Genomic DNA, 21,062 nt, shown 5'->3' with positions numbered 1-21,062 from the left:
TTGACCGTAGCGAGTTAGGGGATGCCGGAGCTTCCGGCAGGAGTTTATTGGGCGTGATGAAAGGTTATTTCTTTTTGCCAATGCCGGAGAGGCCACCGGGGAGGCCCAAGCCGGGCATGCCACCCAGACCGCCGGGCATTTTCGCGCCAAGCTGTTTGGCGGCGGCTTCCATGGCGGCCGGGTCCATTTGCGAGGGATCCATGCCACCCGGCAGACCTCCACCGCCTTTGCCCATCATGCCCTTCATGGCTTGTTTGAGCATGCCACCTTTGCCCATCTTGCCCATTTTCTTCATCATATCAGACATTTGACGCTGCATTTTCAGGAGCTTATTGAGGTCGGAGACCTCCATACCCGCGCCTTTAGCGATGCGCTTTTTGCGGCTTGCCTGAAGCAATTGTGGGTTGGCACGTTCGCGTTTGGTCATCGATTGGATCAAGGCGATTTGCTGTTTCAACACCTTGTCATCCATGCCTGCGTCACCGGCTTGTTTGGCCATTTTGCCCATGCCCGGCATCATTTGCATCATGCCTTCCATGCCGCCCATTTTGATCATCTGTTCAAGCTGCATCTTGAGGTCGTTCATGTTGAACTGACCTTTGGAGAAGCGCTTCATCATGCGCTCGGCTTGTTCGGCCTCAAGGGTGGATTGCGCCTTTTCGACGAGGGCAACGATGTCACCCATGCCAAGGATACGGCCCGCAACACGGTCCGGCTCGAAGGTTTCGAGCGCGTCCATCTTTTCGCCAAGGCCGACAAATTTGATCGGTTTGCCAGTGACGGCACGCATTGACAACGCGGCACCACCGCGCCCATCACCATCCATCCGGGTCAGGACAACGCCGGAAATGCCAATGCGATCGTCAAAGTTTTCGGCGGTGTGCACGGCGTCCTGACCGGTCAGGCCATCGACCACCAGCAGGGTTTCGCGTGGGTTGGCAACATCGCGGACGGCTTCGACCTGGGCCATCAGTTCTTCGTCGATCGACAAACGGCCCGCGGTGTCGAGCATATAGACGTCATAACCGCCCAAGGACGCTTGGGTTTTGGCGCGTTTGGCGATGGCAACCGGGTCTTCGCCTTTGACGATTGGCAATGTTGCCACGCCGATTTGCTTGCCCAAGATTTCGAGCTGTTCCATCGCCGCCGGGCGATTGACGTCGAGCGAGGCCATCAGGACCTTTTTGCCGTCACGTTCGCTTAGGCGTTTGGCCAGTTTCGCGGTGGTAGTGGTTTTACCCGAGCCTTGCAGGCCGACCATTAGGATTGGGGCCGGTGGGCTATCGATTTTCAACGAACCGGGCTCGCCTTCGCCGGCCAAAACGGCAATCAATTCGTCATGGACGATTTTGACAACCTGTTGGCCCGGCGTCACCGATTTGGTCACCGAGGCCCCGGTGGCCTTTTTCTCGACTGCTTTGATGAATTGACGCGCAACCGGAAGCGAGACGTCCGCCTCAAGCAGGGCAACGCGCACTTCGCGCATGGCGGTTTTGACATCGTCGGCAGACAGCGCACCCTGCTTGGTCAGCCGATCAAAGACGCCGCCTAGGCGCTCGGATAGATTTTCAAACATGTGGCGGCCTCCTTGTGCCGTATATTATAATGACTGTTGTCCATGTAAGAACCGCAGCCGCGTCGTGTAACCCCCTGCCGCCGGACCAAAGCCCAAAGCACGATGGCCCCCGTGGGCGCGACGCGCTGACGGAGGGCGATCCCGGGCAAGCCCAAGGGACCGGAAGATACATTTCTCCCGGATAGTTGGGTGCGGTTTACGCCGAGTGCCGAATAGAGTCAAGTTGAGGGGCTTTTGAGTGGTAAAACAGATACTGACAGTTTTATCTGACCGTTGCAAAACGCGCACGTTATAGGTGGGTTATTGCCAAAGAGCACATCTGCCACGGAATTTCTCTGGTAGTTTGAGGCCGAATCCGCTACGAATCGGCCTGAAGTCGCTATTCATGATGGAGTATTAAAATGAAAACGCTGATCGCTTCTGTGCTGGTTTCGGCCGCCGTTGCAACCGCAGCATCCGCCGGTGGCATGGATGCACCTGTAGATAACGTTGTTGACGACGTATATGACGCTGTACCTGTTGCAGCTTCTTCTTCGGGTCTGGGCGCCACTGGTGCCGTTGCTGTTGCAGCAGGCGTTATCCTTGTTGGTGCCGCTCTGGCATCTTCGTCGGGTACCGACTAAGCACAGGCAAAATGGCTGAGGAATTTACCCAGCCAATTGTCAAAGATTTTGGAAACAGCGGTCTGGTAGCAGGCCGCTGTTTCTTTTTGTCAGGAGAGTGCGGCGCGGGTCTTGTAATCTGGCTGGGAAAGCCGAATTCCTTTCCATAAGGAAAAATCCGAAGACGAGGGTGCTATGCAGAATTGGGACGAAATCCGGACAGCTTTCCACGTGGCCCGAATGGGAACAGTGAGCGGCGCGGCAGAACGTTTGGGCGTGCACCACGCAACGGTTATTCGCCATATTGATTCACTCGAGCTGCGCTTGGGAGTGAAGCTGTTTCAACGGCACACGCGTGGCTATACCCCAACCGAAGCCGGTGATGATCTGTTGCGTGTAGCGCAGACAACCGACGATCAGTTTTCCCAACTTGAAGGGCGGATCAAGGGGCGCGGCAACGATGTGACCGGCGAATTGATGGTGACGTCGATCGCATCCTTTGCACCGCTTTTGGTTCCGGCATTGGCTAGCTTTCAGCGCAAATACCCTGACGTTGTGGTGCGGTTCCTAACGGGGGATCGGTTGTTCCGGTTGGAATATGGTGAGGCGCATGTGGCCTTGCGCGCCGGGTCGGTGCCGTCTGAGCCGGACAATGTTGTGCAGCCCTTTATGCGGCAACCAATCGCGCTTTATGCCAGCAAGAGCTATGTCGCGGAACATGGCATGCCGAAAACCGCCGCCGATCTCAAGGATCACCGATTTGTCGGCCATGACAGCGAAGAGACTCGCGCGCCATTTCAATTGTGGCTGATGAAACATGTCCCCTTTGAAAATGTCATGTTCCGGGGAACCGACTGGCGGTCGCTTGTCCATGCGATATTGGCCGGAGCCGGGATTGGGTTCTTGCGGGTGAGCGAAGCGGCCGTGCATCCGGAATTGGTGCAGGTTATGGCCCCTGAGGAGGACTGGAGCGCGCCGATGTGGTTGGTGACCCATGTGGATTTGCATCGCACCGCCAAGGTGCAAGCGTTCCTGAAACATCTCAAGGAATACAGCGCCAAAGAACTCAACGCGTGATCGCCAACCTGACAGAACCGCAACGCGGGCATTTGGCGATGTTGGGGTTTTCGGCCCTTGTCGCTGGTTCGTTCTCGCTTGGGGGGATGTCGGCGGGGTTTATTGAGCCTGAGGTCTTGAATGCCGTGCGCTTTGTTGTGGCAGGTGCGGTTATGGCCTTGGCGGCGTGGCTGAGTGGCGGCATGAGCCGCTCTGTTTGGGTTGCGCCATGGCGTTACTTCGTACTGGCCGGTTTGTTTGTCTTCTACTTTGTCACGATGTTTGAGGGGCTTAAGACCGCCGAACCAGTTAGCATGGCGGCGGTTTTCACTTTGAATCCGGCGCTATCAGCGATGTTTGGCTATGTGCTGATCCGGCAAATCACCACGGCGCGTATGGCGTTGGCGATTGTGATTGGCGGGATTGGGGCGCTTTGGGTGATCTTTCGCGGTGATCCCGATCTGGCGATGCGCTTTGAGATCGGGCACGGCGAGATGATCTATTTCTGGGGCTGTATCGCCCATGCCCTATATGCGCCGTTGGTGCGGGTTTTCAGCCGGGGTGAACCGGCTTTGGCCTTTACGGCCGGGGTGTTGGTGGCGGGCGCGTTGATTTTGTGCCTTTGGGCCGGGCCGGGGCTTGTTGCGGCCGATTGGGCCAATATGCCTAATATTGTCTGGGTGACGATATTTTACACGGCCATTGCGGCGACGGGTTTAACATTCTTGGCGGTGAGATATGCGGCGCTGCGGCTGCCGGCAGCCAAGGTGATGGCTTATACCTATCTGGTGCCCAGCTGGGTGATCCTTTGGGAGTTGGCCATGGGACGCACAGTGCCAACGGCGATGGTGTTGCCGGGGGTGGCTTTGACGGTTTTGGCTTTGGTCATGTTGCTCAAGGACGAAGAGCCTCAGGTTGCGTCAGCCTGATCTTGGGGGACGTTCTTTGGCGGAGTGTCCTCGGTCTCGGCCAGTTCGACCTCAAGAAACCTCTCAAACGCATCAAGATTGACCGGCTCAAACTGGCCAAACCCTTGCATCCAGACCGACGCTTCGCGCATGGCGTCCGGCTCGAGCTTGCACCATTTGACGCGACCGCGCTTTTCCTGACTGATCAATCCGGCATTGGCGAGGATCATCAGGTGTTTGGAAATGGCCGCCAAAGACATCTCAAACGGTTCCGCCACATCGGTCACAGCCATATCGTCTTCGAGTAGCATTGATAAAATGCGACGGCGGGTTGGATCGGCCAAGGCGGCAAAGACGGTGTCGAGCGAGCTGGTCATGGCGCATGGTTATACGCTTCTGTCGCGAAGTTCAAAACCCAAGCGGTGTGCGGCTGCGAGCGCGATACAAATAGATTTGTTGGTGCGTTAGGCCGATGTCGCGCAAATGATGGTCCGACATGTCAGTGGGCAGCCCGTCTAACAGGTCGGCTTGGGGCTTGTCTTGCGACGGATGGCCGGCAAAGAAGCGCGTAAACAGGCGGGCAAGCGATAGGAGGCTCCCAAAAGGAGTTGAGCGTATATGTGCCATTTTGTATCTCGTGTCTTGGTGGGTGTTTTAGCAATATCGCTATATTTACCGGGCAAAACAAACGCATATGCTTGACATCTCTTGTGCGAAAAATGCACAGATGAGTCATGCCACGCAGTTTACCCCCTTTAAATGCCTTGCGCGCCTTTGAGGCGGCGGGCCGTCACGGCAGCTTTTCCGCCGCGGCGCAAGAGCTGGGTGTGGCGCATTCGTCGATCAGCAGACATGTGCGCGGGTTGGAGCAGAGATTGGGCGTGCAGTTGTTTCGCGAGGCGGCGCGCGGGGTGGCCTTGTCCCCGGAGGGGCAGGCCTATCTGGCGCAGATTTCACCGGTTTTTGATGTTTTGTCCGAAGCGACCGAGTCCATGACCGGACGGGCCAGTGGCGTGATCACCATCAGCAGCGAGCCAACCTTCGCGACGCATTTTATCATGCCGCGTTTGGGGCGGTTCCTTGAGGAATTTCCCGAGGTCGAACCGCGTATCACCGCAACGCGTTCCTTGGCGGACCTAGGCGCATTTGAGGCCGATCTGGCAATCCGTTCGATTGTGAGCACCACCCCGGATCAACCAAGTTCCGTGATCAGTGATGCGCCAATGTATCCGTTTGCGTGCCCGAAGGCGTTTGCGCACCTGCGCGAGCCCAAGGATTTGCTGACCTGTCGCCGCTATCAGGACCGGCATGGCGATCCTTGGCGCGCGTGGTTTACGGCGGCGGGGGTGGATGTTGCGGCGGAACCGGCCCCACAGTGGCGCATGCGTGCCAATCTGGCGGTGCAAGCGGCGCTCAATGGGCAGGGGGTTTTGTTGGTCACAGAAGACATTGCCCAGATCTATGTGGATTGCGGGCAATTGGCGCGGGTATTTGATGTGCCGCTGTCAGGTGGATCGTATCAGGTGCTTGTTGAGCCCCGCGCCGAACGCCGACGTGCGGTTCGACAGTTTCGAGATTGGGTTTTGGCCGAGGGGCTGCCGTTTCGATCTCAGAGGGACTGAAAACAAACTCAACGTTTTGGTTGAATATGCATATTGCCGGTGTTTAGCGCCAACAGGGCCTGCGGCGGAATCGCACGCGCAAATTCGGGCCGGTTTATAGTGTTGAATTTCAAAGGGTTGAATTGTTGTTTTGACTGATTAACAGCGTGTTGACTCGGGCGGCGTGCCGACATACCAACCCCATGAACTCCAACCGGGGCGGATTGCGTGTCTGAAAACGATCTTGAGCAGAAGCGAAAAGAGCTGGAAGCCAAGATTGAAGCGGCCAAAGGGCCGGGCAGCGGCAAGAAGCATCAGGAGGAGCACTATTCCATGGCCAATCAGGCCTGGCGGATGGTGACGGAATTGGTGGCCGGTCTCGGGATCGGCTTTGGCATCGGATACGGGCTGGATGCGCTGTTAGGCACAACCCCGCTGTTCATGGTGTTGTTTATAATGCTGGGTCTGGCGGCAGGCGTGAAGGTGATGCTTCGCACCGCCAAAGAGATCCAAGAGACACAAGAGGCCTCGCAAGGGGCGACCGAAGGGGACAAAAATGGCGACTGAGACCGCAGCAGCAGAAGGCAGCAGCCTGGTATTCCACCCAATGGATCAGTTCATCGTCAAGCCACTGTTTGGCGACGGTGCGGTTGGCATGTTCACCATCACCAACTCGTCCTTGTGGATGTTCATTGCGATCCTGGCCATCGTTGGCCTGATGGTTATCGGCACTTCGCGCCGTGCCATCGTGCCATCGCGCAGCCAGTCGATCGCCGAACTCGCCTACGGTTTCGTTTACAAAATGATCGAAGATGTGACCGGCAAAGACGGTCTGGTTTACTTCCCCTATATCATGACGCTGTTCCTGTTCATCGTCTTCGCCAACTTCCTTGGCCTGATCCCAATGAGCTTTACCACAACATCGCACTTTGCTGTGACCGTGGTTCTGGCCTTTGCCGTGTTCCTGACCGTGACCATCCTTGGTTTCGTCAAAAACGGTGCGGGTTTCTTGGGTCTGTTCTGGGTGTCGAGCGCGCCACTGGCGCTGCGCCCGATCTTGGCGATTATCGAGCTGATCTCGTACTTTGTACGTCCGGTTAGCCACTCCATTCGTCTTGCTGGTAACGTTATGGCCGGTCACGCGGTTATCAAGGTCTTCGCGGGTTTCGCCGCCATCGCCGTGATCAGCCCCGTGTCCATCCTCGCGATCACCGCGATGTACGGCTTGGAAATCCTCGTGGCCTTTATCCAGGCCTACGTGTTCACAATCTTGACTTGCGTGTATCTCAAAGACGCACTGCACCCGTCACACTAATGGCTCGGCAGGGTTCTCCTGCCAAACCACAATTACTCAACTTCCAATCGTAAGGAGATAGGAATATGGAAGGCGATCTCGCACACATCGGCGCAGGCCTGGCAGCAATCGGTTCCGGCGCAGCCGCAATCGGGGTAGGTAACGTTGCAGGCAACTTCCTTGCCGGCGCATTGCGCAACCCATCGGCAGCAGCCGGTCAGACAGCAACACTCTTCATCGGTATCGCGTTCGCGGAAGCACTGGGCATCTTTGCATTCCTCGTATCGCTGCTGCTGATGTTCGCCGTATAATCCACGGAACATAATCCTTACGCGCGGGCGGTTCAGACAATCGTTTGACCCGCCCGATCGAAAGACAACGTTCCGACGGAGGACAGACATATGGCGTCTGATACACACGCTGCCGAAGCCGTCAGCTCCTGCGTAGATTCGCACGGGTCCGCTGTTGGCATGCCGCAGCTTTGCGGCGACTGGATCGGCAACCAGGTTTTCTGGCTGGTGATCACTTTGGTGGTGATTTTCCTGGTGCTGTCGCGCATCGCATTGCCGCGCATTGCGTCGGTTCTGGCGGAACGTCAGGGGACGATCACCAACGACATCGCCGCTGCCGAAGATCTTAAGCGCAAGGCCGAAGAAGCCGAAGCCGCTTATGACAAAGCACTGGCTGATGCCCGTGCCGAAGCGCAAAACATCGCGCAGGCGACACGTGACGAAATTAAAGCAGAGCTCGACATAGCCCTGGAAAAAGCCGACGCAGAGATTTCTGCTAAGGCTGCTGAGTCGGAGAAGGCAATTGCCGACATCCGCGCCTCGGCCATGGAAAATGTTGAAGTTGTTGCGAAAGACACAGCCGAGGCCATCGTGGCCGTGCTGGGTGGCAAGGCCGATAGTGCCAAAGTCGCCTCTGCTGTTGCCAACCGGTTGAAAGGGTAAGACATGAAAAAGCTGATCCTTCCCGCCGCTCTTGGTCTCACAGCTAGCCCGGCTTTCGCAGCCTCTGGCCCGTTCTTCTCGCTGGGCAACACAGACTTTGTTGTTCTGCTTGGCTTCCTGCTCTTCTTGGCGGTTCTGGTGTACTACAAAGTGCCCGGAATGCTGGGTGGTATGCTGGACAAGCGCGCCGAAGGCATTCGCGACGAGCTGGACGAAGCACGCAAACTACGTGAAGAAGCCCAGACCCTGTTGGCCAGCTATGAGCGCAAATCGCGCGAAGTAACTGAGCAAGCAGAGCGCATTGTTGCCCATGCCAAGCAAGAGGCCGAGTTGGCCGCTGAGCAGGCGAAGGAAGACATGAAAGCATCGGTTGCCCGCCGCCTTTTGGCTGCGGAATCGCAAATCGCATCGGCTCAGGCCACCGCAATCAAAGAGGTGCGCGACAGCGCAGCGAAGGTTGCGGTTCTGGCGGCGCAAGATGTGGTTGCCGATCAGATGACTGCCAAAGACGCAGGCAAGCTGATCGACGACTCGATTGCCGAAGTGGGCGCAAAGCTTCACTAAGCGTTCAGAATTCTGAATTAGATCAAGGCCCGGACCACATGGTTCCGGGCCTTTTTCATGTCTGTTGGTCCCGCTTGATCTGTGGGGTGCAAGACACGGGGCGCGGGTGATGATTTGCGCCTGTCTTTCCTTGACGGCCACCCAGATATAGGATCATACCAGCCCTCCACAGGCATATATAGGCTGGGCATAACCAAAGAGGCGCATCGTGGCACATACAATTGTTGTCGGGAACGAAAAGGGCGGAGCGGGGAAATCCACCGTCTCTATGCATGTCGCAACGGCGCTGGCCCGGATGGGGCATCGGGTGGGCACGCTTGATCTTGATCTGCGCCAAAAGAGCATGGGGCGCTATCTTGAAAACCGTCGCAAGTACCTAGACAGCAAAGGGTTGGATCTTCCGACGCCGGTCTATGTCGATTTGCCTACGACCGACGCCCAGAACGCACCGGATGGTGACAAAGCCTATGATCATCGGCTTAGCCAAGCAGTGGCCGAGCTTGAGGCGCAGGCAGATTTCATCGTAATCGATTGCCCAGGTTCGCACACTCGGTTGAGCCAAGTGGCACACTCGCTTGCCGATACGCTGATCACGCCGCTGAACGACAGCTTTGTTGATTTCGACCTTCTGGCCAAGATCGACAATGACGGTGAGAAGATCATCGGCCCGTCGGTCTATTCGGAAATGGTCTGGTCCGCGCGTCAGTTGCGGGCGCAGGCGGGGCTTCAGCCGATTGACTGGATCGTGTTGCGCAACCGTTTGGGCGCGCAGCAAATGGTCAACAAGAAGAAGATGGAAAGCGCCTTGGAGCGCCTGTCCAAGCGGATCGGGTTTCGCATCGCGCCGGGCTTTAACGAGCGGGTGGTTTTTCGCGAGTTGTTTCCACGCGGGCTAACCCTTTTGGACTTGCGCGATGTCGGGGTGAAACAGCTCAATATTTCCAATATCGCCGCGCGTCAGGAATTGCGCGATCTGATCAAGGCGTTGAACCTGCCGGGGGTTGAAGTTGATTTCTAACGGCGGGATGAGGCGCTGCCCTGTCTCAGCTGGCTGAGACTCCCTGGGATATTTTGGGAAAGAAGAAGTGAAGGCCGGGCACTATGACCCGGCCTTTTGGTGTTTTTTAGTGGCTTATTCAGCGGGGACCGCAGCGGCTGTCTGGGTGCTGAAATGTTGGCGGCCCAAGCGCAGGATCAGCGCGATGGCGATGATCTGGGCGACGATGGCGATACCGGTGACGCCCCAGTAAGCGATGCCGAACTTGGCAATCAGGCCGGAGGCGACCAGACCCTTGTTCACAAAGAACTGAATCATCACCGACAGGGCAACGGCGGGGCAAACCAGCGCATAGGAACCGGGTGAGGTTTTGGAGCCCATGACAAAGTCGTTGAAATACCCTTGGGCGCGCAGAACCACGGCCCCGAGGCCAAGGAATGCAAGCTGGATCGCCAGAAGGCGTGTCAGGAAGATCATGGTTTCGCCGTCCGAGCCATGGACGTCAAGCGTGGTGTGTAGCCCGTGGTTTTGGCGCAGGAACATAATGCCAAGAACGGTGACGATGGGCACAACGATCATCAGGGTTGGGCCTGCTTCGCGGGCGGTCCCATGTTGCAACATGGAGGAAATCGCCGAGGAGGCCGCGAGCAGGGTGTAGAGGATCGCCGTCACGCCAAGAAAGGTTGAGAGGACCAGTGAGATGCCAACGGTGGCGGGGTTTGTGCTCATTGCGGCGGGGGCCGAGAAGCCCACGGCGACCATGGAGACGGCAAAGGCGGGCAAGAGTTGCGCGAAGCTGTTGTGAGCGGTGACGTCGAACACGCCGCCTTGGGACAGGACGCGACCAAGGAAGCGGCCGATCAGGCTAAAGGCCAAAACGCCAATGGCGGCAAAGGCGATGAGGGCCAGCGGGAACAGGTATTCGACCACGCCCCAGAGGCCGGGGACAAAGACCAGACCAACAATAAACAGCGCGTTTACGGTCATTGCCATGGCAAGCGGCATGGCAAGAATGGTCGATTCCGCGTTGGAGGAAATCAGCTTTTGATAGGCGTCGGTTTGTTTGAAGGCCGAGAAGGCCGACATGTTCCAAGCCAGCATTTTGAGGTTGAGGAAGGTGAAATAGGCAATACCGATCCATGCGATCACGATGGCGGCCTGCATCATTGGTCCGCCGGTGTTGAAGGCGGTCATGATGTCTTCGAAAATCGGGACAGGGCGGTCGGGATGCGGGACCCAGAACATCAGGAACATGAAGAACGTGACGGTAGCACCCCCTGCGCCCAGCGAGGCGAGGAAGTAGAGCGGTGAATAGGTATCCGCTGGTTTTGTATGCGTGGCCATGAAAGGCTCCATTAATATTCTGAAACTGGAATGTAATATACATTCTGACTTTAGAATGTAAAGGGAAACTTCTCCTTGGCCGTTAACGGTGAATTAACGGCTGCGCGCGAGGATCGGCCCATGATGAAATGGTTGATCCCTTTGGTTTTTGTGCTGAGTGCCTGCAATGGGCCGGGCCCCGGATTTCACGGCGGCGAAAAGGTGACGCGCCGGGTCGAAGGATCAAAGTTCACTCTTTGGATCAAACAAGACCGCGTCGTTGCGATTCGTACCTCGTCCGAAGTTTTGCCGCGCTACCAAGAGGTGGCGCGCAAGGCGATCATCGCTACGCAAAAGGAAACGGATTGTGAGGCGGCTTGGGTTGTGGGCGACGAATCCTTGATGTGGATTGGTCTTTCCTGCGATGGGCGCAAGGCCCCGAAACGGCCTACACGCCAATCGAGCCTGCATTGTGACATTGATGATTTGTACAAACGCGGCGAGAGCCTTGCCGGGTATATGACCTGCCAGTGATTTCGCTCCTGTCGCTAGGTCACTTCCCAATATCTTGTGGACAAGTGGCGGGTTGCCGCCAAATAGGCGTGTATTTCGTTGACTCTGACGCTGTGGACCCGCCAATCTGACCGTTACACACGGAATCAGACGTCATATAGGGCCACGCCTTTTGCGCTTTAACAAACTCAGACTTACAGGCTTCAAAAGCTTCGTTGATCCAACCGATCTGCTGATTGCGGATGGGTTGACGGGGGTTGTTGGGCCGAACGGATGCGGAAAGTCCAATCTGCTTGAGGCGCTGCGCTGGGTGATGGGTGAAACGCGGGCCAAGGCCATGCGTGGCGGCGGCATGGAAGACGTGATCTTTGCCGGTGCCGCCACGCGACCAGCGCGCAACTTTGCCGAAGTGCTTTTGACAATCGACAACAGTGATCGTCTTGCCCCGGCGGGGTTCAACGACAGCGATCAGCTTGAAATCGTGCGCCGCATCACCCGTGACGTTGGCAGCGCCTATAAGGTGAACAGCAAGGACACGCGGGCGCGCGACGTGCAGATGTTATTTGCGGATGCGTCCACCGGGGCGCATTCCCCGGCGCTTGTTCGGCAGGGGCAGATTTCGGAGCTTATCAACGCAAAACCCAAGAACCGTCGCAAGGTCTTGGAAGATGCCGCCGGGATCGGGGGGCTATATCAACGCCGTCACGAGGCCGAGTTAAAGCTTAAGAACGCCGAGTCCAACCTGTTGCGGGTGGATGATGTTGTGGAACAGCTGGCGGGGCAGTTGGGGCAATTGGCGCGACAGGCCAAACAGGCGGCGCGCTATCGTGCGATTGGCGAGGAGTTGCGCCAGTCCGAAGGCATGTTGCTTTACCGTCGTTGGCGTGAGGCAGAAGACGCCCGCCTAACGGCGGAAACGCAGCTTCGCGAGATGATTGGCCATGCGGCGCAGGCGGAAAAGATTGTAATCGCAACGGCGGCAAAACGGGCCGCCGGTGAGGAAGCCTTGCCGCCATTGCGCGAAGAAGAGGCCATCGCCGCGGCGGTTTTGCAACGGCTTGTGGTGCAGCGCGATGCGCTTTCGGATCAGGAAAAGCGCGCGGTTGAGGCGATCAATACGCTCAAGCGGCGGATCGAACAGCTTGACCGCGACATGGAGCGTGAGGCCGGGTTGAACCGGGATGCGGGCGAAACCATTGAGCAGTTGCAATGGGAAGCGCGCGAGCTAGAAAAGGCCGCCGAGGGTCATGACGATCGCCTAGAAGAGGCGGCGGAGATGGCATCGGAAGCCGGTAGTATTTTGCACGAACGCGAAGCCGATCTTGCCCAGCGCACAGAAGATGTCGCCCGCTTGTCGGCACGCCACCAATCGGCGCAACGCTTTGTTGCCGATAGCAGGAAATCCATGGATCGCGCCGAGGGCGAAGTCACGCGGGCGCGTCAGGCGGTGGGGCAAGCCACGCTGACATTGGACACGTCACGCGAAGCGGCCGAAACGGCGGAGCAGGCGCAAGAGGACGCGCAGGCCATGGCGGAACGGGCCGAGGAATTGTTGGCCAATGCCGAAGAGGCACGGGCCGAAACCCAATCCCGCGAGGCCGAAGCGCGGGCGGAACGGTCCGAAGCCGAGGGCGAGATGAACGCGCTTAGGGCCGAGGTCACGGCGCTTGCGCGTTTGTTGGAACGGGACACTGCCGAAGGGGGTCAGATTCTTGACCGACTGCAGGTGGAGCAAGGGTTTGAAAAGGCGCTTGGCGCGGCTTTGGCCGATGATTTGCGCGCGCCTGAGGTTGAGGCCGATGGGCCAACCGGGTGGTCTGTGCTGCCTAGTTATGAAGAAACCCAGCCCTTGCCCGATGGGGTGACGGCACTGTCGCAACACGTGTCGGTGCCGGATGTTTTGGCGCGGCGTATGGACCAGATCGGCCTTGTTGGCGCGGATGATGGCGCGCGGTTGCAGGCGCTTTTGAAGCCGGGTCAGCGATTGGTGACGCTTGAAGGCGATTTGTGGCGCTGGGACGGGTTCCGCGCCTGGGCCGAAGACCAGCCGTCAGCGGCGGCGCTACGATTAGAGCAGCTTAACCGGCTTGAAGGATTGAAGCAGGAAATGGCGGCGGCCACGGCGCATTTGGATGGCACACGGTCGGCGCATGAGGCGTTGCAGGCACGTATGGCCGAACTGACGGCGGCGGATAAATCCGCGCGTGAGGCCCGGCGGCAGGCCGACCAGCAGCTTACCCAAGCCAACCGAGCATTCAATCGGGCCGAAGCCGATCGCGACATGGCGGAAAGCAAACTTGAAAGCGCCGGGCTTTCGGTGCGCCGCTATGAAGAAGAGATCGAAACCGCGCGCGAACAGTTGGATGAGGCCGAACGCGCCTTGGCCGATTTGGACGATTTGGACGAGGCCCGCGGTCAGGTCGAAGACATCAAAGTGACCGTTGAAGCGGCGCGGATGACGATGATGGCCAAACGGTCAGCCCATGACGAATTGCGCCGCGAGGGTGAGGCCCGCAAGGGGCGTGGCCAGCAGGTGACCAAGGAGTTGTCCGGCTGGCGGCACCGTTTGGAAACAGCGGAAAAGCGCGCCGGTGAATTGGCGGAACGCAAAGAGGCCAGCATCGAAGAGTTGGAAGAGGCGATCACCGTTCCAGAAGAGTTGAGCGACAAGCGCGAGGAGCTATCAGCCGGGATCGAAGACGCCGAACTGCGTAAGGCCGAGGCGACCGACGCCTTGAGTGTGGCGGAAACCGCCTTGCGCAATGCCATCACCGAGGAGCGCGACGCCGAGCGGTTGGCCGGTGAGACGCGTGAAACCCGTGCACGGGCCGAAGCACGGGCCGAGGCGGCGCAGGAAACCGTTGCGGCGGCGTCGGAACGGATCACAGAAGAGCTCGACTGTGGGCCGGACGCCTTGTTGGAACAGCTCGACAAGACGCCCGATGACATGCCTGCGTCGGATCAGATAGAGCATGATGTTGCGCGGTTGAAACGCCAACGCGATGCGCTTGGGGCGGTGAATCTGCGCGCCGAAGAGGACGCCCGCGAAGTTCAGACCGAGCATGATGACTTGGTGCAGGAAAAGGCCGACCTTGAAGAGGCGATCAAGACCCTGCGCAGCGGTATCGCCAGTCTGAACCGAGAAGGTCGTGAACGGCTTCTGACCGCGTTTGAACAGGTCAACGCCAATTTCAGCATGCTCTTTACACATCTGTTTGGCGGCGGTGAGGCCAATCTTGTGATGGTCGAAAGCGATGATCCGCTTGAGGCCGGGTTAGAGATCATGTGCCAACCACCGGGCAAGAAGCTTTCGACGCTGTCGCTTTTGTCAGGCGGGGAACAGACCCTGACCGCGCTGGCGCTGATCTTTGGCGTTTTCCTTGCCAACCCCGCGCCGATCTGTGTGTTGGACGAGGTCGACGCGCCGCTTGATGATGCCAACGTGACCCGCTTGTGTGACATGTTGGATGAGATGTGCCGCCGTACCGATACGCGGTTCTTGATCATCACCCACCACGCGGTGACCATGGCGCGGATGGATCGGTTGTATGGTGTGACCATGCAGGAACAGGGTGTAAGTCAGCTTGTCTCGGTTGATCTGAAAAATGCGGAAAAAATGGTCGCGTGATCGTGACGGGAATGTCAGCGCTGGCTAAGATAAGCTCATCTAAGGAGGAGCTTATGCGCTTGATCTTGCTCGTGATGATGGTTTTGACCGGACCGGCCTTGGCCGAAGGGTTTGCCATGAAACAAGGGGATGCGGCCTTTGATCTTGAGGGGTTGGATGGTCGTCTGCGCGGCGAGGTTCTGACCTTTTATGACGATGGGCAATCGCATTACTACGAGGATGGGCGCTATAGCTACACCTATGCCAATGACGGCGGATCGGCCTATGGCTATTGGGACATCACCCCCGAGGGCACGGTCTGTATCGAGTTTCTGAATGAATCGACCCGCTGCGATATGTATGTGAAAAATGGCGACCGGCTGATCCTGATCACCGAAGACGGCCATCGTTTCCCGGTGCGACCCTAGGGTGGGAAAAACGCAACTTTTCCTTTTGTCCGCGCTGACAATGGTCGCCTTTGCCGCCAACTCGCTTTTGACGCGCGAGGCATTGGTCGCGGGCGACATTGATGTGGCGAGCTTTGGGGCCTTGCGGTTGGGGGCTGGGGCGGTTGTTCTGGTTGGGCTGAGCCTTTGGCTACGTCGCGACATGACCCTTGTTTCGGGCAAACGCGCGCTTAGCATCATCGGTTTGCTGGCCTATATCGTTGGGTTCACGGCGGCCTATGTTGGCATGGATGCCGGTTTGGGCGCTCTTTTGCTGTTTGGCACGGTTCAGGTGGCGATGTTTGCCGGAGCGGCGGTGTTGCGCGAACCCCTGCCGGGCTTGCGTGTTGCCGGGGCTTTGGTGGCGTTGGGTGGGCTGATCTACCTTGTTTGGCCGTGGCAAGGCATCGCGGATAGCAAATACAGCGTTGTAATGATGGTCATCGCCGGGATCGGCTGGGGGCTTTATTCGCTTGTTGGGCGCGGGAGCGGCAACGCCTTGGGCGATACGGCGGTCAATTTTGCGGCGGCGGCTTTGCTGTTTCCGCTGGTGATTTGGGCGCTGATGGGCGTTCCCGAAAGTGTGATCACGACGCGCGGGGCGACCTTGGCCGTGATAAGCGGCGCGGTGACCTCGGGCCTTGGCTATGCGCTTTGGTATAGCATCTTGCCACGCTTGGGGGCATCGGTTGGGGCGGTGGCCCAGCTTACCGTGCCGCCGATAGCGATGCTTGGCGGGGTGTTGATGCTTGGCGAAACCCTGTCTTCCAAGGCCATTCTGGCGACACTCATCATCCTTGGCGGGGTCGCGGTGTCTATCATCGGACCGAGTTATTTCACCAAACGTTCCAAAGCGTCATAGGCGATTTCATCGGTCCAAGGGATTCGGCGCAGGCTTTCGGGTTTCAGGCGTATGTCCTGAACCTCATCCCGTCCAAAGAAGCGCCGTCTATTCACCACCTGTTCCGGGTCTTGCCAAACAGACGGCATGTCACCGCTCATCTGACAGCGGAAAAACACCTCAACCTGATGGAAACCGTCGTCAGGATTGTGAAATTCATTGATCAGACAGGGCGCGCCAACGTCGATGGGAAACCCGCATTCTTCCATGATTTCGCGGGCCAGATTGTCGGGCAGTGATTGCCCTTTTTCGACGCCGCCACCGGGCGCGCACCAAAGATCAGACTGCTGTCCGCTCTTGCTTGGCGGCCAAGCATTGACCAAAAGGACCCGGTTTTCGTGCAAAATAATGCCACGCACGGCCAAACGGATGGGGCGATTGTTCATGTCTGGCTCCTTTATCCCTTTCCTAAGGCGGGCAGGGTGCTTATTTCAAGCGCCATGAAATATCTCATTGTCTTGCTTTTATGTGTCGCGGCCCCTGTTCGGGCCGAATGTATCGTTATGCTGCATGGGTTGGCGCGAACCGGCACTTCCTTTGGCCTGATGGCTCGGGTGATGGAAGTACAGGGTTACGACGTGGTTGTGGCGGATTACCCGTCAACCGAGGCACCGATCGAAGAGCTGGTTCAGGTGATCCCCGAAGCGGTAGCCCAATGCAAATCGCGCCCCGTTCATATGGTCACCCATTCCATGGGTGGGATATTGTTGCGATCCTATCTAAAGGACACGTCGCCAGATTGGCTTGGCCGTGTTGTGATGCTGGCCCCACCCAATCAAGGCAGTGAAATCGTTGATGAGCTGGGTGATTGGGCCCCGTTTGAGTGGATCAACGGCCCGGCCGGTTTGCAATTGCGCACAGGTCCGGATGGTGTGCCGGCGCGATTGCCCCCTGTGGGGTTTGAGCTTGGGGTGATCGCCGGGACAAACTCGCTCAACCCGGCGTTTTCGGCGATCTTGCCCGGCGAGGACGATGGCAAGGTCACCGTGGCCTCGACCCGGATTGAAGGCATGGATGCGCATATCGTTTTGCCAGTCACCCATACGTTTATCATGCAGGACCCAATGAGCATGGCGCAGGTGGCGCTGTTTTTGCGCGAAGGGCGCTTTGATCCGGGGCTTGATTGGACGGATGACGTCACCCCAGCCATGTTGACCTGTCTGGTTGGAATTTGCCCGGAGGAACCGCATGAGCATTGACGTAACCTTGCAAGGTGCGCGGGTTTTACGGCCCGATGGCTGGGACAGCGCGCCCTTGGCGGTGTCCGGTGGCGTCTTTGTTGACGCAGCGGATGGGCGTGAGATTGACCTGACGGGCTATGACGTTTTGCCGGGCATCATAGACGTACATGGCGATGGGTTTGAACGCCACATGGCCCCGCGCCGTGGGGCGCTGCGTGAACGCGATGCGGGTATGGTGGCGGTTGCGGCGGAGCTGGCCGCGAATGGCATTACAACCGCTGTCTTGGCCCAGTTTTGGAGCTGGGAAGGCGGTTTGCGCGGCCCGGATTTCGCCCGCGAGGTGTTTGACTCGGTGCGGGTGATGCGCACCAGCGTTCCCATTGATATGCGGCTGCAATTGCGGCTTGAAACGCATTACTTGGATGAAATGGACGCGGCTGAGGCGGTGATTGATGAATTTGGTGTCGGCTATGTGGTGTTCAACGATCACTTGCCGCACGCGCGTCTGGCCGAAGGGCGCAAGCCACCACGGTTGACCGGGCAGGCGCTCAAAAGCCGTCGCAATCCTGAGGATTATTTTAAGCTTTTGCTCGATTTGCATGGGCGCGGGGCCGAGGTTGGCCCGGCGATGGATGCGCTAACACATCGGTTGGCCGCCAAGGGGATCACCATGGGGAGCCATGATGACCACACCGCCGCCGATCGCGCCGAATGGCGCGCGCGCGGGGCGCATGTCTCTGAATTTCCAGAGACATTAGACGCGGCGCAGGCGGCGCGAGATGCGGGCGAGTTCATTGTGCTTGGTGCCCCGAATGTTGTGCGCGGGGCGAGCCATGCGGGCAATGCTTCGGCGCAAGATTTGATCGGGGCGGGGCTTTGTGATGCTTTGGCGTCGGATTATCACTATCCATCACCGGCACGCGCGGCGTGGCGCTGTGTTGAGCTTGGCCTGTTGGATGAGGTTGCAGCGTGGCGGTTGGTTTCAGACGGCCCGGCGCGTTTGCTTGGACTGGAAGACCGCGGTCGCCTTGAACCGGGACTGCGGGCGGATTTCATTGTGATGGATCAAAGCAATCGCCGGATTGTCGCTACGGTTGCGGGCGGGCAAGTGGCGTGGATGAGTGGCGAGGTCGCACAACGCTTTGTCTGAGCGACCCCAAAACTTTTGCAAAAGTTTTGCAAATTCCGTGCACGGAATTTGAGCGCGCCCCTAGCCCTTGGTGATCCGATTGACGTGGGCCATTTTGCGCCCCGGTTTCACATCCGCCTTGCCATAGAGATGCAGGGCGCAGGACGGATCGGCCATCAGCTCCGGCATTTTGTCCATGTCATCGCCAATGAGGTTTTCCATTTGCACGTCGGAATGGCGTTGCCCGTCACCAAGCGGCCAACCGGAAACCGCGCGGATGTGTTGTTCAAACTGACAACACACACAGCCGTTTTGCGTCCAGTGGCCGGAATTATGCACGCGCGGCGCAATTTCGTTGATGACAAGCCCTTGAGGAGTCACAAAGAATTCGACGCCCATGACGCCGACATAGTCCAGCGCATTCAAAATGCGACCGGCCATCAAAACCGCGTCGGTGAGAAAGCGCGACGGCACTTTGGCCGGAACCGTTGTCGTGTGCAGGATGCCGTCGCGGTGGACGTTTTCACCGGGATCATAGGCCGCGACCTGACCATCAATTGCGCGGGCGGCGATGACCGAAATCTCGCACGAAAAGTTCACAAACCCTTCGAGAACTGCCGGGGCCCCTTGCATGTCGGCCAGAGCCGTTGCGGCGTCTTCGGAGGTTTTGAGGCGTGCTTGGCCCTTGCCATCATAGCCAAACCGACGGGTTTTCAGGATCGACGGCGCACCAATTTTCTCGACAGCTGCACTCATGCTTGCGGTGTCGGTGACATCGGCAAAGGGGGCGATGCTAAGACCCAAGTCGGCGAGAAAGGCCTTTTCTGTCAGGCGGTCTTGGCTGATGCGGAGGGCTTCGCGGCCGGGGCGAATGGGGCGCAGCGTTTCGAGTAAATCCAGCGCGGAGGTTGGAATATTCTCGAATTCGTAGGTGATGACATCGACGGTATCGGCAAAGGCCCGCAGGGCGTCGGCGTCTTCGTAAGAGGCGGTGGTGACCCGATGTGCCACATCGGCGGCGGGTGGGTTGGCGCTTGGTTCAAATATATGGGTTTTGAAGCCAAGGCGGCTGGCGGCAACTGACAACATGCGGCCAAGCTGGCCGCCTCCGAGAATACCGATGGTCGATCCGGTGGCGAGGGGAGTTGTCATGATGGGCCTCCTGTAGCGTTGCGCGCTTGATGCGGCGAAACCGCCGTTTGCGCAAGGGGGCCAAGGGGGGCAAAGCAGGGCAATCTATCCGATTTGCCCCGATTTTAGGGGTTTTTGCCCTTAGACAAGATCGCGGTCGGGTTCATCGGCGATAGAAGCAGAGAGGTCGCTGCGCCATTGATCAAGACGCGCGGCAAGGTCCGGGTCCTGAAGCGCCAGAATACCAGCGGCCATCAGACCGCCGTTTTTCGCCCCTGCCGCCCCGATGGCCATAGTCGCAACCGGAAAGCCGCGTGGCATTTGCAGGATGGAATAGAGGCTATCGACGCCGGAAAGCGCGCGGGTTTGAACCGGGATGCCAATGACAGGAACCCGCGTTTTCGACGCCATCATACCGGGTAAATGCGCGGCACCACCGGCCCCGGCGATGATTACTTGAAGGCCGCGGTCAACGGCGGTTTTGCCATAGTCCCAGAGCCGATCCGGCGTGCGGTGGGCCGAGACGATCTTGACCTCATGCGCGACGCCCAGTTCTTCGAGAACATCGGCGGCCTCTTTCATGGTGGGCCAGTCCGATTGGCTACCCATGATGATACCGACTTTGACGGGTGTGGTTTGTGCTGCGCTCATGATCGTCCCTCAGATGCGAAGAAGCGCGCACTATAGGCAGGCAGACGCATAGGGCAATGCGGCGCGTTTAACCCCGGTGATCCTGTGCCAGTTTTGCCATGAGGACATCGTCATGCCATGTGTCGCCAACGCGGGCCGATTGGCGTTCAACGCCTTCACGTCGGAAGCCACAGGCTTCGTAACAGCGGATGGCGCGGGTGTTGTATTCGATGACACGCAAATAAACGCGGTTCAGTGCCATCTTGCCAAAGGCATGATCGAGCAAAAGAGTGATCGCCCCGCGACCGATCCCTTGGCCCAATTGGGTGTGATTGACCAAACCGATTCCCAAACGCGCTTTGGCGTCTTTGGGATTGACGTTATTGAGCCGGATTGAGCCAGCCAAGGCACCGTCCCGTTCGATGATCCACGCATGGGGATGGCGTTGAATTTCGGCGACCCAATCAAAGGCGGCTTCGCGGCTCCAAGGGGGGAGCTCGGCCGGGTCTTTGCCAAACATACGGATGATGGTTGGGTCTTGGCCCAAGGCAAACCGGGCCTCGGCATCGCCAGCGCGGGGCGCGCGCAGGGTTAGGGCACCGCTGTGCAACCTATCCCCGTCTGTCTCATCCCCCCCAACTAGACGCATA

24 protein-coding genes are annotated in these 21,062 nt (G+C 58.3%); 16 read left to right on the top strand and 8 right to left on the bottom strand.

Features of this window, described 5'->3' with window-relative positions; all coding sequences use genetic code 11:
* Positions 1-64: 64 nt before the first annotated feature.
* Positions 65-1,576 (bottom strand): signal recognition particle protein, encoded by a 1,512-nt coding sequence (ffh, locus tag Q1A43_RS12650; RefSeq protein WP_299935682.1) that lies wholly within the window; start codon positions 1,574-1,576, stop codon positions 65-67.
* Between the two features lie 401 nt (positions 1,577-1,977).
* On the opposite strand from ffh, the gene Q1A43_RS12645 reads away from it, so the two are divergent.
* The 3 genes from Q1A43_RS12645 to Q1A43_RS12635 all read left to right on the top strand — a co-directional run bounded on the left by Q1A43_RS12645 (position 1,978) and on the right by Q1A43_RS12635 (position 4,163).
* Complete coding sequence (locus Q1A43_RS12645) at positions 1,978-2,199, top strand: hypothetical protein (RefSeq protein ID WP_299926500.1); 222 nt, start codon at positions 1,978-1,980, stop codon at positions 2,197-2,199.
* A gap of 174 nt (positions 2,200-2,373) precedes the next feature.
* Positions 2,374-3,255 carry a LysR family transcriptional regulator gene (locus tag Q1A43_RS12640; protein ID WP_299926497.1) on the top strand — a complete coding sequence of 294 codons (882 nt, stop codon included), beginning with the start codon at positions 2,374-2,376 and terminating at the stop codon, positions 3,253-3,255.
* Positions 3,252-4,163, top strand: a complete 912-nt coding sequence (locus Q1A43_RS12635) for a DMT family transporter (protein WP_299935680.1) — start codon at positions 3,252-3,254, stop codon at positions 4,161-4,163. Before Q1A43_RS12640 ends, Q1A43_RS12635 begins: the two co-directional genes overlap by 4 nt.
* Here the strand turns inward: Q1A43_RS12635 and Q1A43_RS12630 are convergent.
* A complete protein-coding gene (locus Q1A43_RS12630; RefSeq protein ID WP_299926491.1) occupies positions 4,145-4,519 on the bottom strand; it encodes a metalloregulator ArsR/SmtB family transcription factor in 375 nt (124 codons plus the stop codon). The genes Q1A43_RS12635 and Q1A43_RS12630 overlap by 19 nt on opposite strands.
* A 31-nt stretch (positions 4,520-4,550) precedes the next feature.
* Complete coding sequence (locus Q1A43_RS12625; RefSeq protein WP_299935677.1) at positions 4,551-4,769, bottom strand: hypothetical protein; 219 nt, start codon at positions 4,767-4,769, stop codon at positions 4,551-4,553.
* Between the two features lie 107 nt (positions 4,770-4,876).
* On the opposite strand from Q1A43_RS12625, the gene Q1A43_RS12620 reads away from it, so the two are divergent.
* The 7 genes from Q1A43_RS12620 to Q1A43_RS12590 all read left to right on the top strand — a co-directional run bounded on the left by Q1A43_RS12620 (position 4,877) and on the right by Q1A43_RS12590 (position 9,572).
* Positions 4,877-5,764, top strand: a complete 888-nt coding sequence (locus Q1A43_RS12620; protein ID WP_299935674.1) for a LysR substrate-binding domain-containing protein — start codon at positions 4,877-4,879, stop codon at positions 5,762-5,764.
* 207 nt (positions 5,765-5,971) lie between these two features.
* Positions 5,972-6,310: an AtpZ/AtpI family protein gene (locus Q1A43_RS12615; RefSeq protein WP_299935671.1), complete on the top strand. Its 339-nt coding sequence runs from the start codon at positions 5,972-5,974 to the stop codon at positions 6,308-6,310.
* Positions 6,300-7,058 (top strand): F0F1 ATP synthase subunit A, encoded by a 759-nt coding sequence (locus Q1A43_RS12610; protein ID WP_299926479.1) that lies wholly within the window; start codon positions 6,300-6,302, stop codon positions 7,056-7,058. Before Q1A43_RS12615 ends, Q1A43_RS12610 begins: the two co-directional genes overlap by 11 nt.
* A 65-nt stretch (positions 7,059-7,123) precedes the next feature.
* On the top strand, positions 7,124-7,348 hold the full coding sequence (locus tag Q1A43_RS12605) for a F0F1 ATP synthase subunit C (RefSeq protein WP_072630388.1): 225 nt from the start codon (positions 7,124-7,126) through the stop codon (positions 7,346-7,348).
* A 90-nt stretch (positions 7,349-7,438) separates the two neighbouring features.
* Complete coding sequence (locus tag Q1A43_RS12600) at positions 7,439-7,990, top strand: F0F1 ATP synthase subunit B' (protein ID WP_299926471.1); 552 nt, start codon at positions 7,439-7,441, stop codon at positions 7,988-7,990.
* Between the two features lie 3 nt (positions 7,991-7,993).
* On the top strand, positions 7,994-8,554 hold the full coding sequence (locus tag Q1A43_RS12595) for a F0F1 ATP synthase subunit B (RefSeq protein ID WP_299926468.1): 561 nt from the start codon (positions 7,994-7,996) through the stop codon (positions 8,552-8,554).
* Between the two features lie 208 nt (positions 8,555-8,762).
* A complete protein-coding gene (locus Q1A43_RS12590; protein ID WP_299926465.1) occupies positions 8,763-9,572 on the top strand; it encodes a division plane positioning ATPase MipZ in 810 nt (269 codons plus the stop codon).
* 114 nt (positions 9,573-9,686) lie between these two features.
* On the opposite strand, the gene Q1A43_RS12585 is transcribed toward Q1A43_RS12590, so the two are convergent.
* On the bottom strand, positions 9,687-10,895 hold the full coding sequence (locus Q1A43_RS12585; protein ID WP_299935668.1) for a hypothetical protein: 1,209 nt from the start codon (positions 10,893-10,895) through the stop codon (positions 9,687-9,689).
* A 120-nt stretch (positions 10,896-11,015) separates the two neighbouring features.
* On the opposite strand from Q1A43_RS12585, the gene Q1A43_RS12580 reads away from it, so the two are divergent.
* From Q1A43_RS12580 to Q1A43_RS12565, 4 genes are all read left to right on the top strand, one after another.
* On the top strand, positions 11,016-11,408 hold the full coding sequence (locus Q1A43_RS12580; RefSeq protein ID WP_299926459.1) for a hypothetical protein: 393 nt from the start codon (positions 11,016-11,018) through the stop codon (positions 11,406-11,408).
* Between the two features lie 151 nt (positions 11,409-11,559).
* A complete protein-coding gene (gene smc / locus Q1A43_RS12575; RefSeq protein ID WP_299935665.1) occupies positions 11,560-15,015 on the top strand; it encodes a chromosome segregation protein SMC in 3,456 nt (1,151 codons plus the stop codon).
* Between the two features lie 53 nt (positions 15,016-15,068).
* Positions 15,069-15,422: a hypothetical protein gene (locus Q1A43_RS12570; protein WP_299935663.1), complete on the top strand. Its 354-nt coding sequence runs from the start codon at positions 15,069-15,071 to the stop codon at positions 15,420-15,422.
* A 25-nt stretch (positions 15,423-15,447) separates the two neighbouring features.
* Positions 15,448-16,302, top strand: a complete 855-nt coding sequence (locus Q1A43_RS12565) for a DMT family transporter (protein ID WP_299935660.1) — start codon at positions 15,448-15,450, stop codon at positions 16,300-16,302.
* Here the strand turns inward: Q1A43_RS12565 and Q1A43_RS12560 are convergent.
* Entirely contained in the window at positions 16,272-16,727 is a 456-nt protein-coding gene (locus tag Q1A43_RS12560) for an NUDIX hydrolase (RefSeq protein ID WP_299935657.1), read from the bottom strand. The two genes, Q1A43_RS12565 and Q1A43_RS12560, sit on opposite strands and share 31 nt — an antisense overlap.
* A 54-nt stretch (positions 16,728-16,781) precedes the next feature.
* Here Q1A43_RS12560 and Q1A43_RS12555 point away from each other — a divergent pair, with 54 nt between their 5' ends.
* Both Q1A43_RS12555 and Q1A43_RS12550 read left to right on the top strand, forming a co-directional pair.
* Entirely contained in the window at positions 16,782-17,540 is a 759-nt protein-coding gene (locus Q1A43_RS12555; RefSeq protein WP_299935654.1) for an alpha/beta fold hydrolase, read from the top strand.
* Entirely contained in the window at positions 17,530-18,672 is a 1,143-nt protein-coding gene (locus tag Q1A43_RS12550) for an alpha-D-ribose 1-methylphosphonate 5-triphosphate diphosphatase (RefSeq protein ID WP_299935651.1), read from the top strand. The genes Q1A43_RS12555 and Q1A43_RS12550 overlap by 11 nt, the downstream gene beginning before the upstream one ends.
* Before the next feature lie 60 nt (positions 18,673-18,732).
* On the opposite strand, the gene Q1A43_RS12545 is transcribed toward Q1A43_RS12550, so the two are convergent.
* The 3 genes from Q1A43_RS12545 to Q1A43_RS12535 form a co-directional block, all read right to left on the bottom strand.
* Positions 18,733-19,803, bottom strand: coding sequence for a 5-(carboxyamino)imidazole ribonucleotide synthase (locus Q1A43_RS12545; protein WP_299935648.1), 1,071 nt, complete (start codon positions 19,801-19,803; stop codon positions 18,733-18,735).
* Between the two features lie 120 nt (positions 19,804-19,923).
* Positions 19,924-20,433 (bottom strand): 5-(carboxyamino)imidazole ribonucleotide mutase, encoded by a 510-nt coding sequence (gene purE, locus Q1A43_RS12540; protein WP_299935645.1) that lies wholly within the window; start codon positions 20,431-20,433, stop codon positions 19,924-19,926.
* Between the two features lie 67 nt (positions 20,434-20,500).
* A complete protein-coding gene (locus tag Q1A43_RS12535) occupies positions 20,501-21,061 on the bottom strand; it encodes a GNAT family protein (RefSeq protein ID WP_299926440.1) in 561 nt (186 codons plus the stop codon).
* Between the last annotated feature and the right edge of the window lies 1 nt (position 21,062).

The sequence above is a fragment of the uncultured Pelagimonas sp. genome, assembly GCF_947498515.1.
GTDB lineage: Bacteria > Pseudomonadota > Alphaproteobacteria > Rhodobacterales > Rhodobacteraceae > Pelagimonas.
The sequence above is the reverse complement of the archived record's forward strand: the minus strand, read 5'-3'. Positions and strand labels throughout refer to the sequence as shown.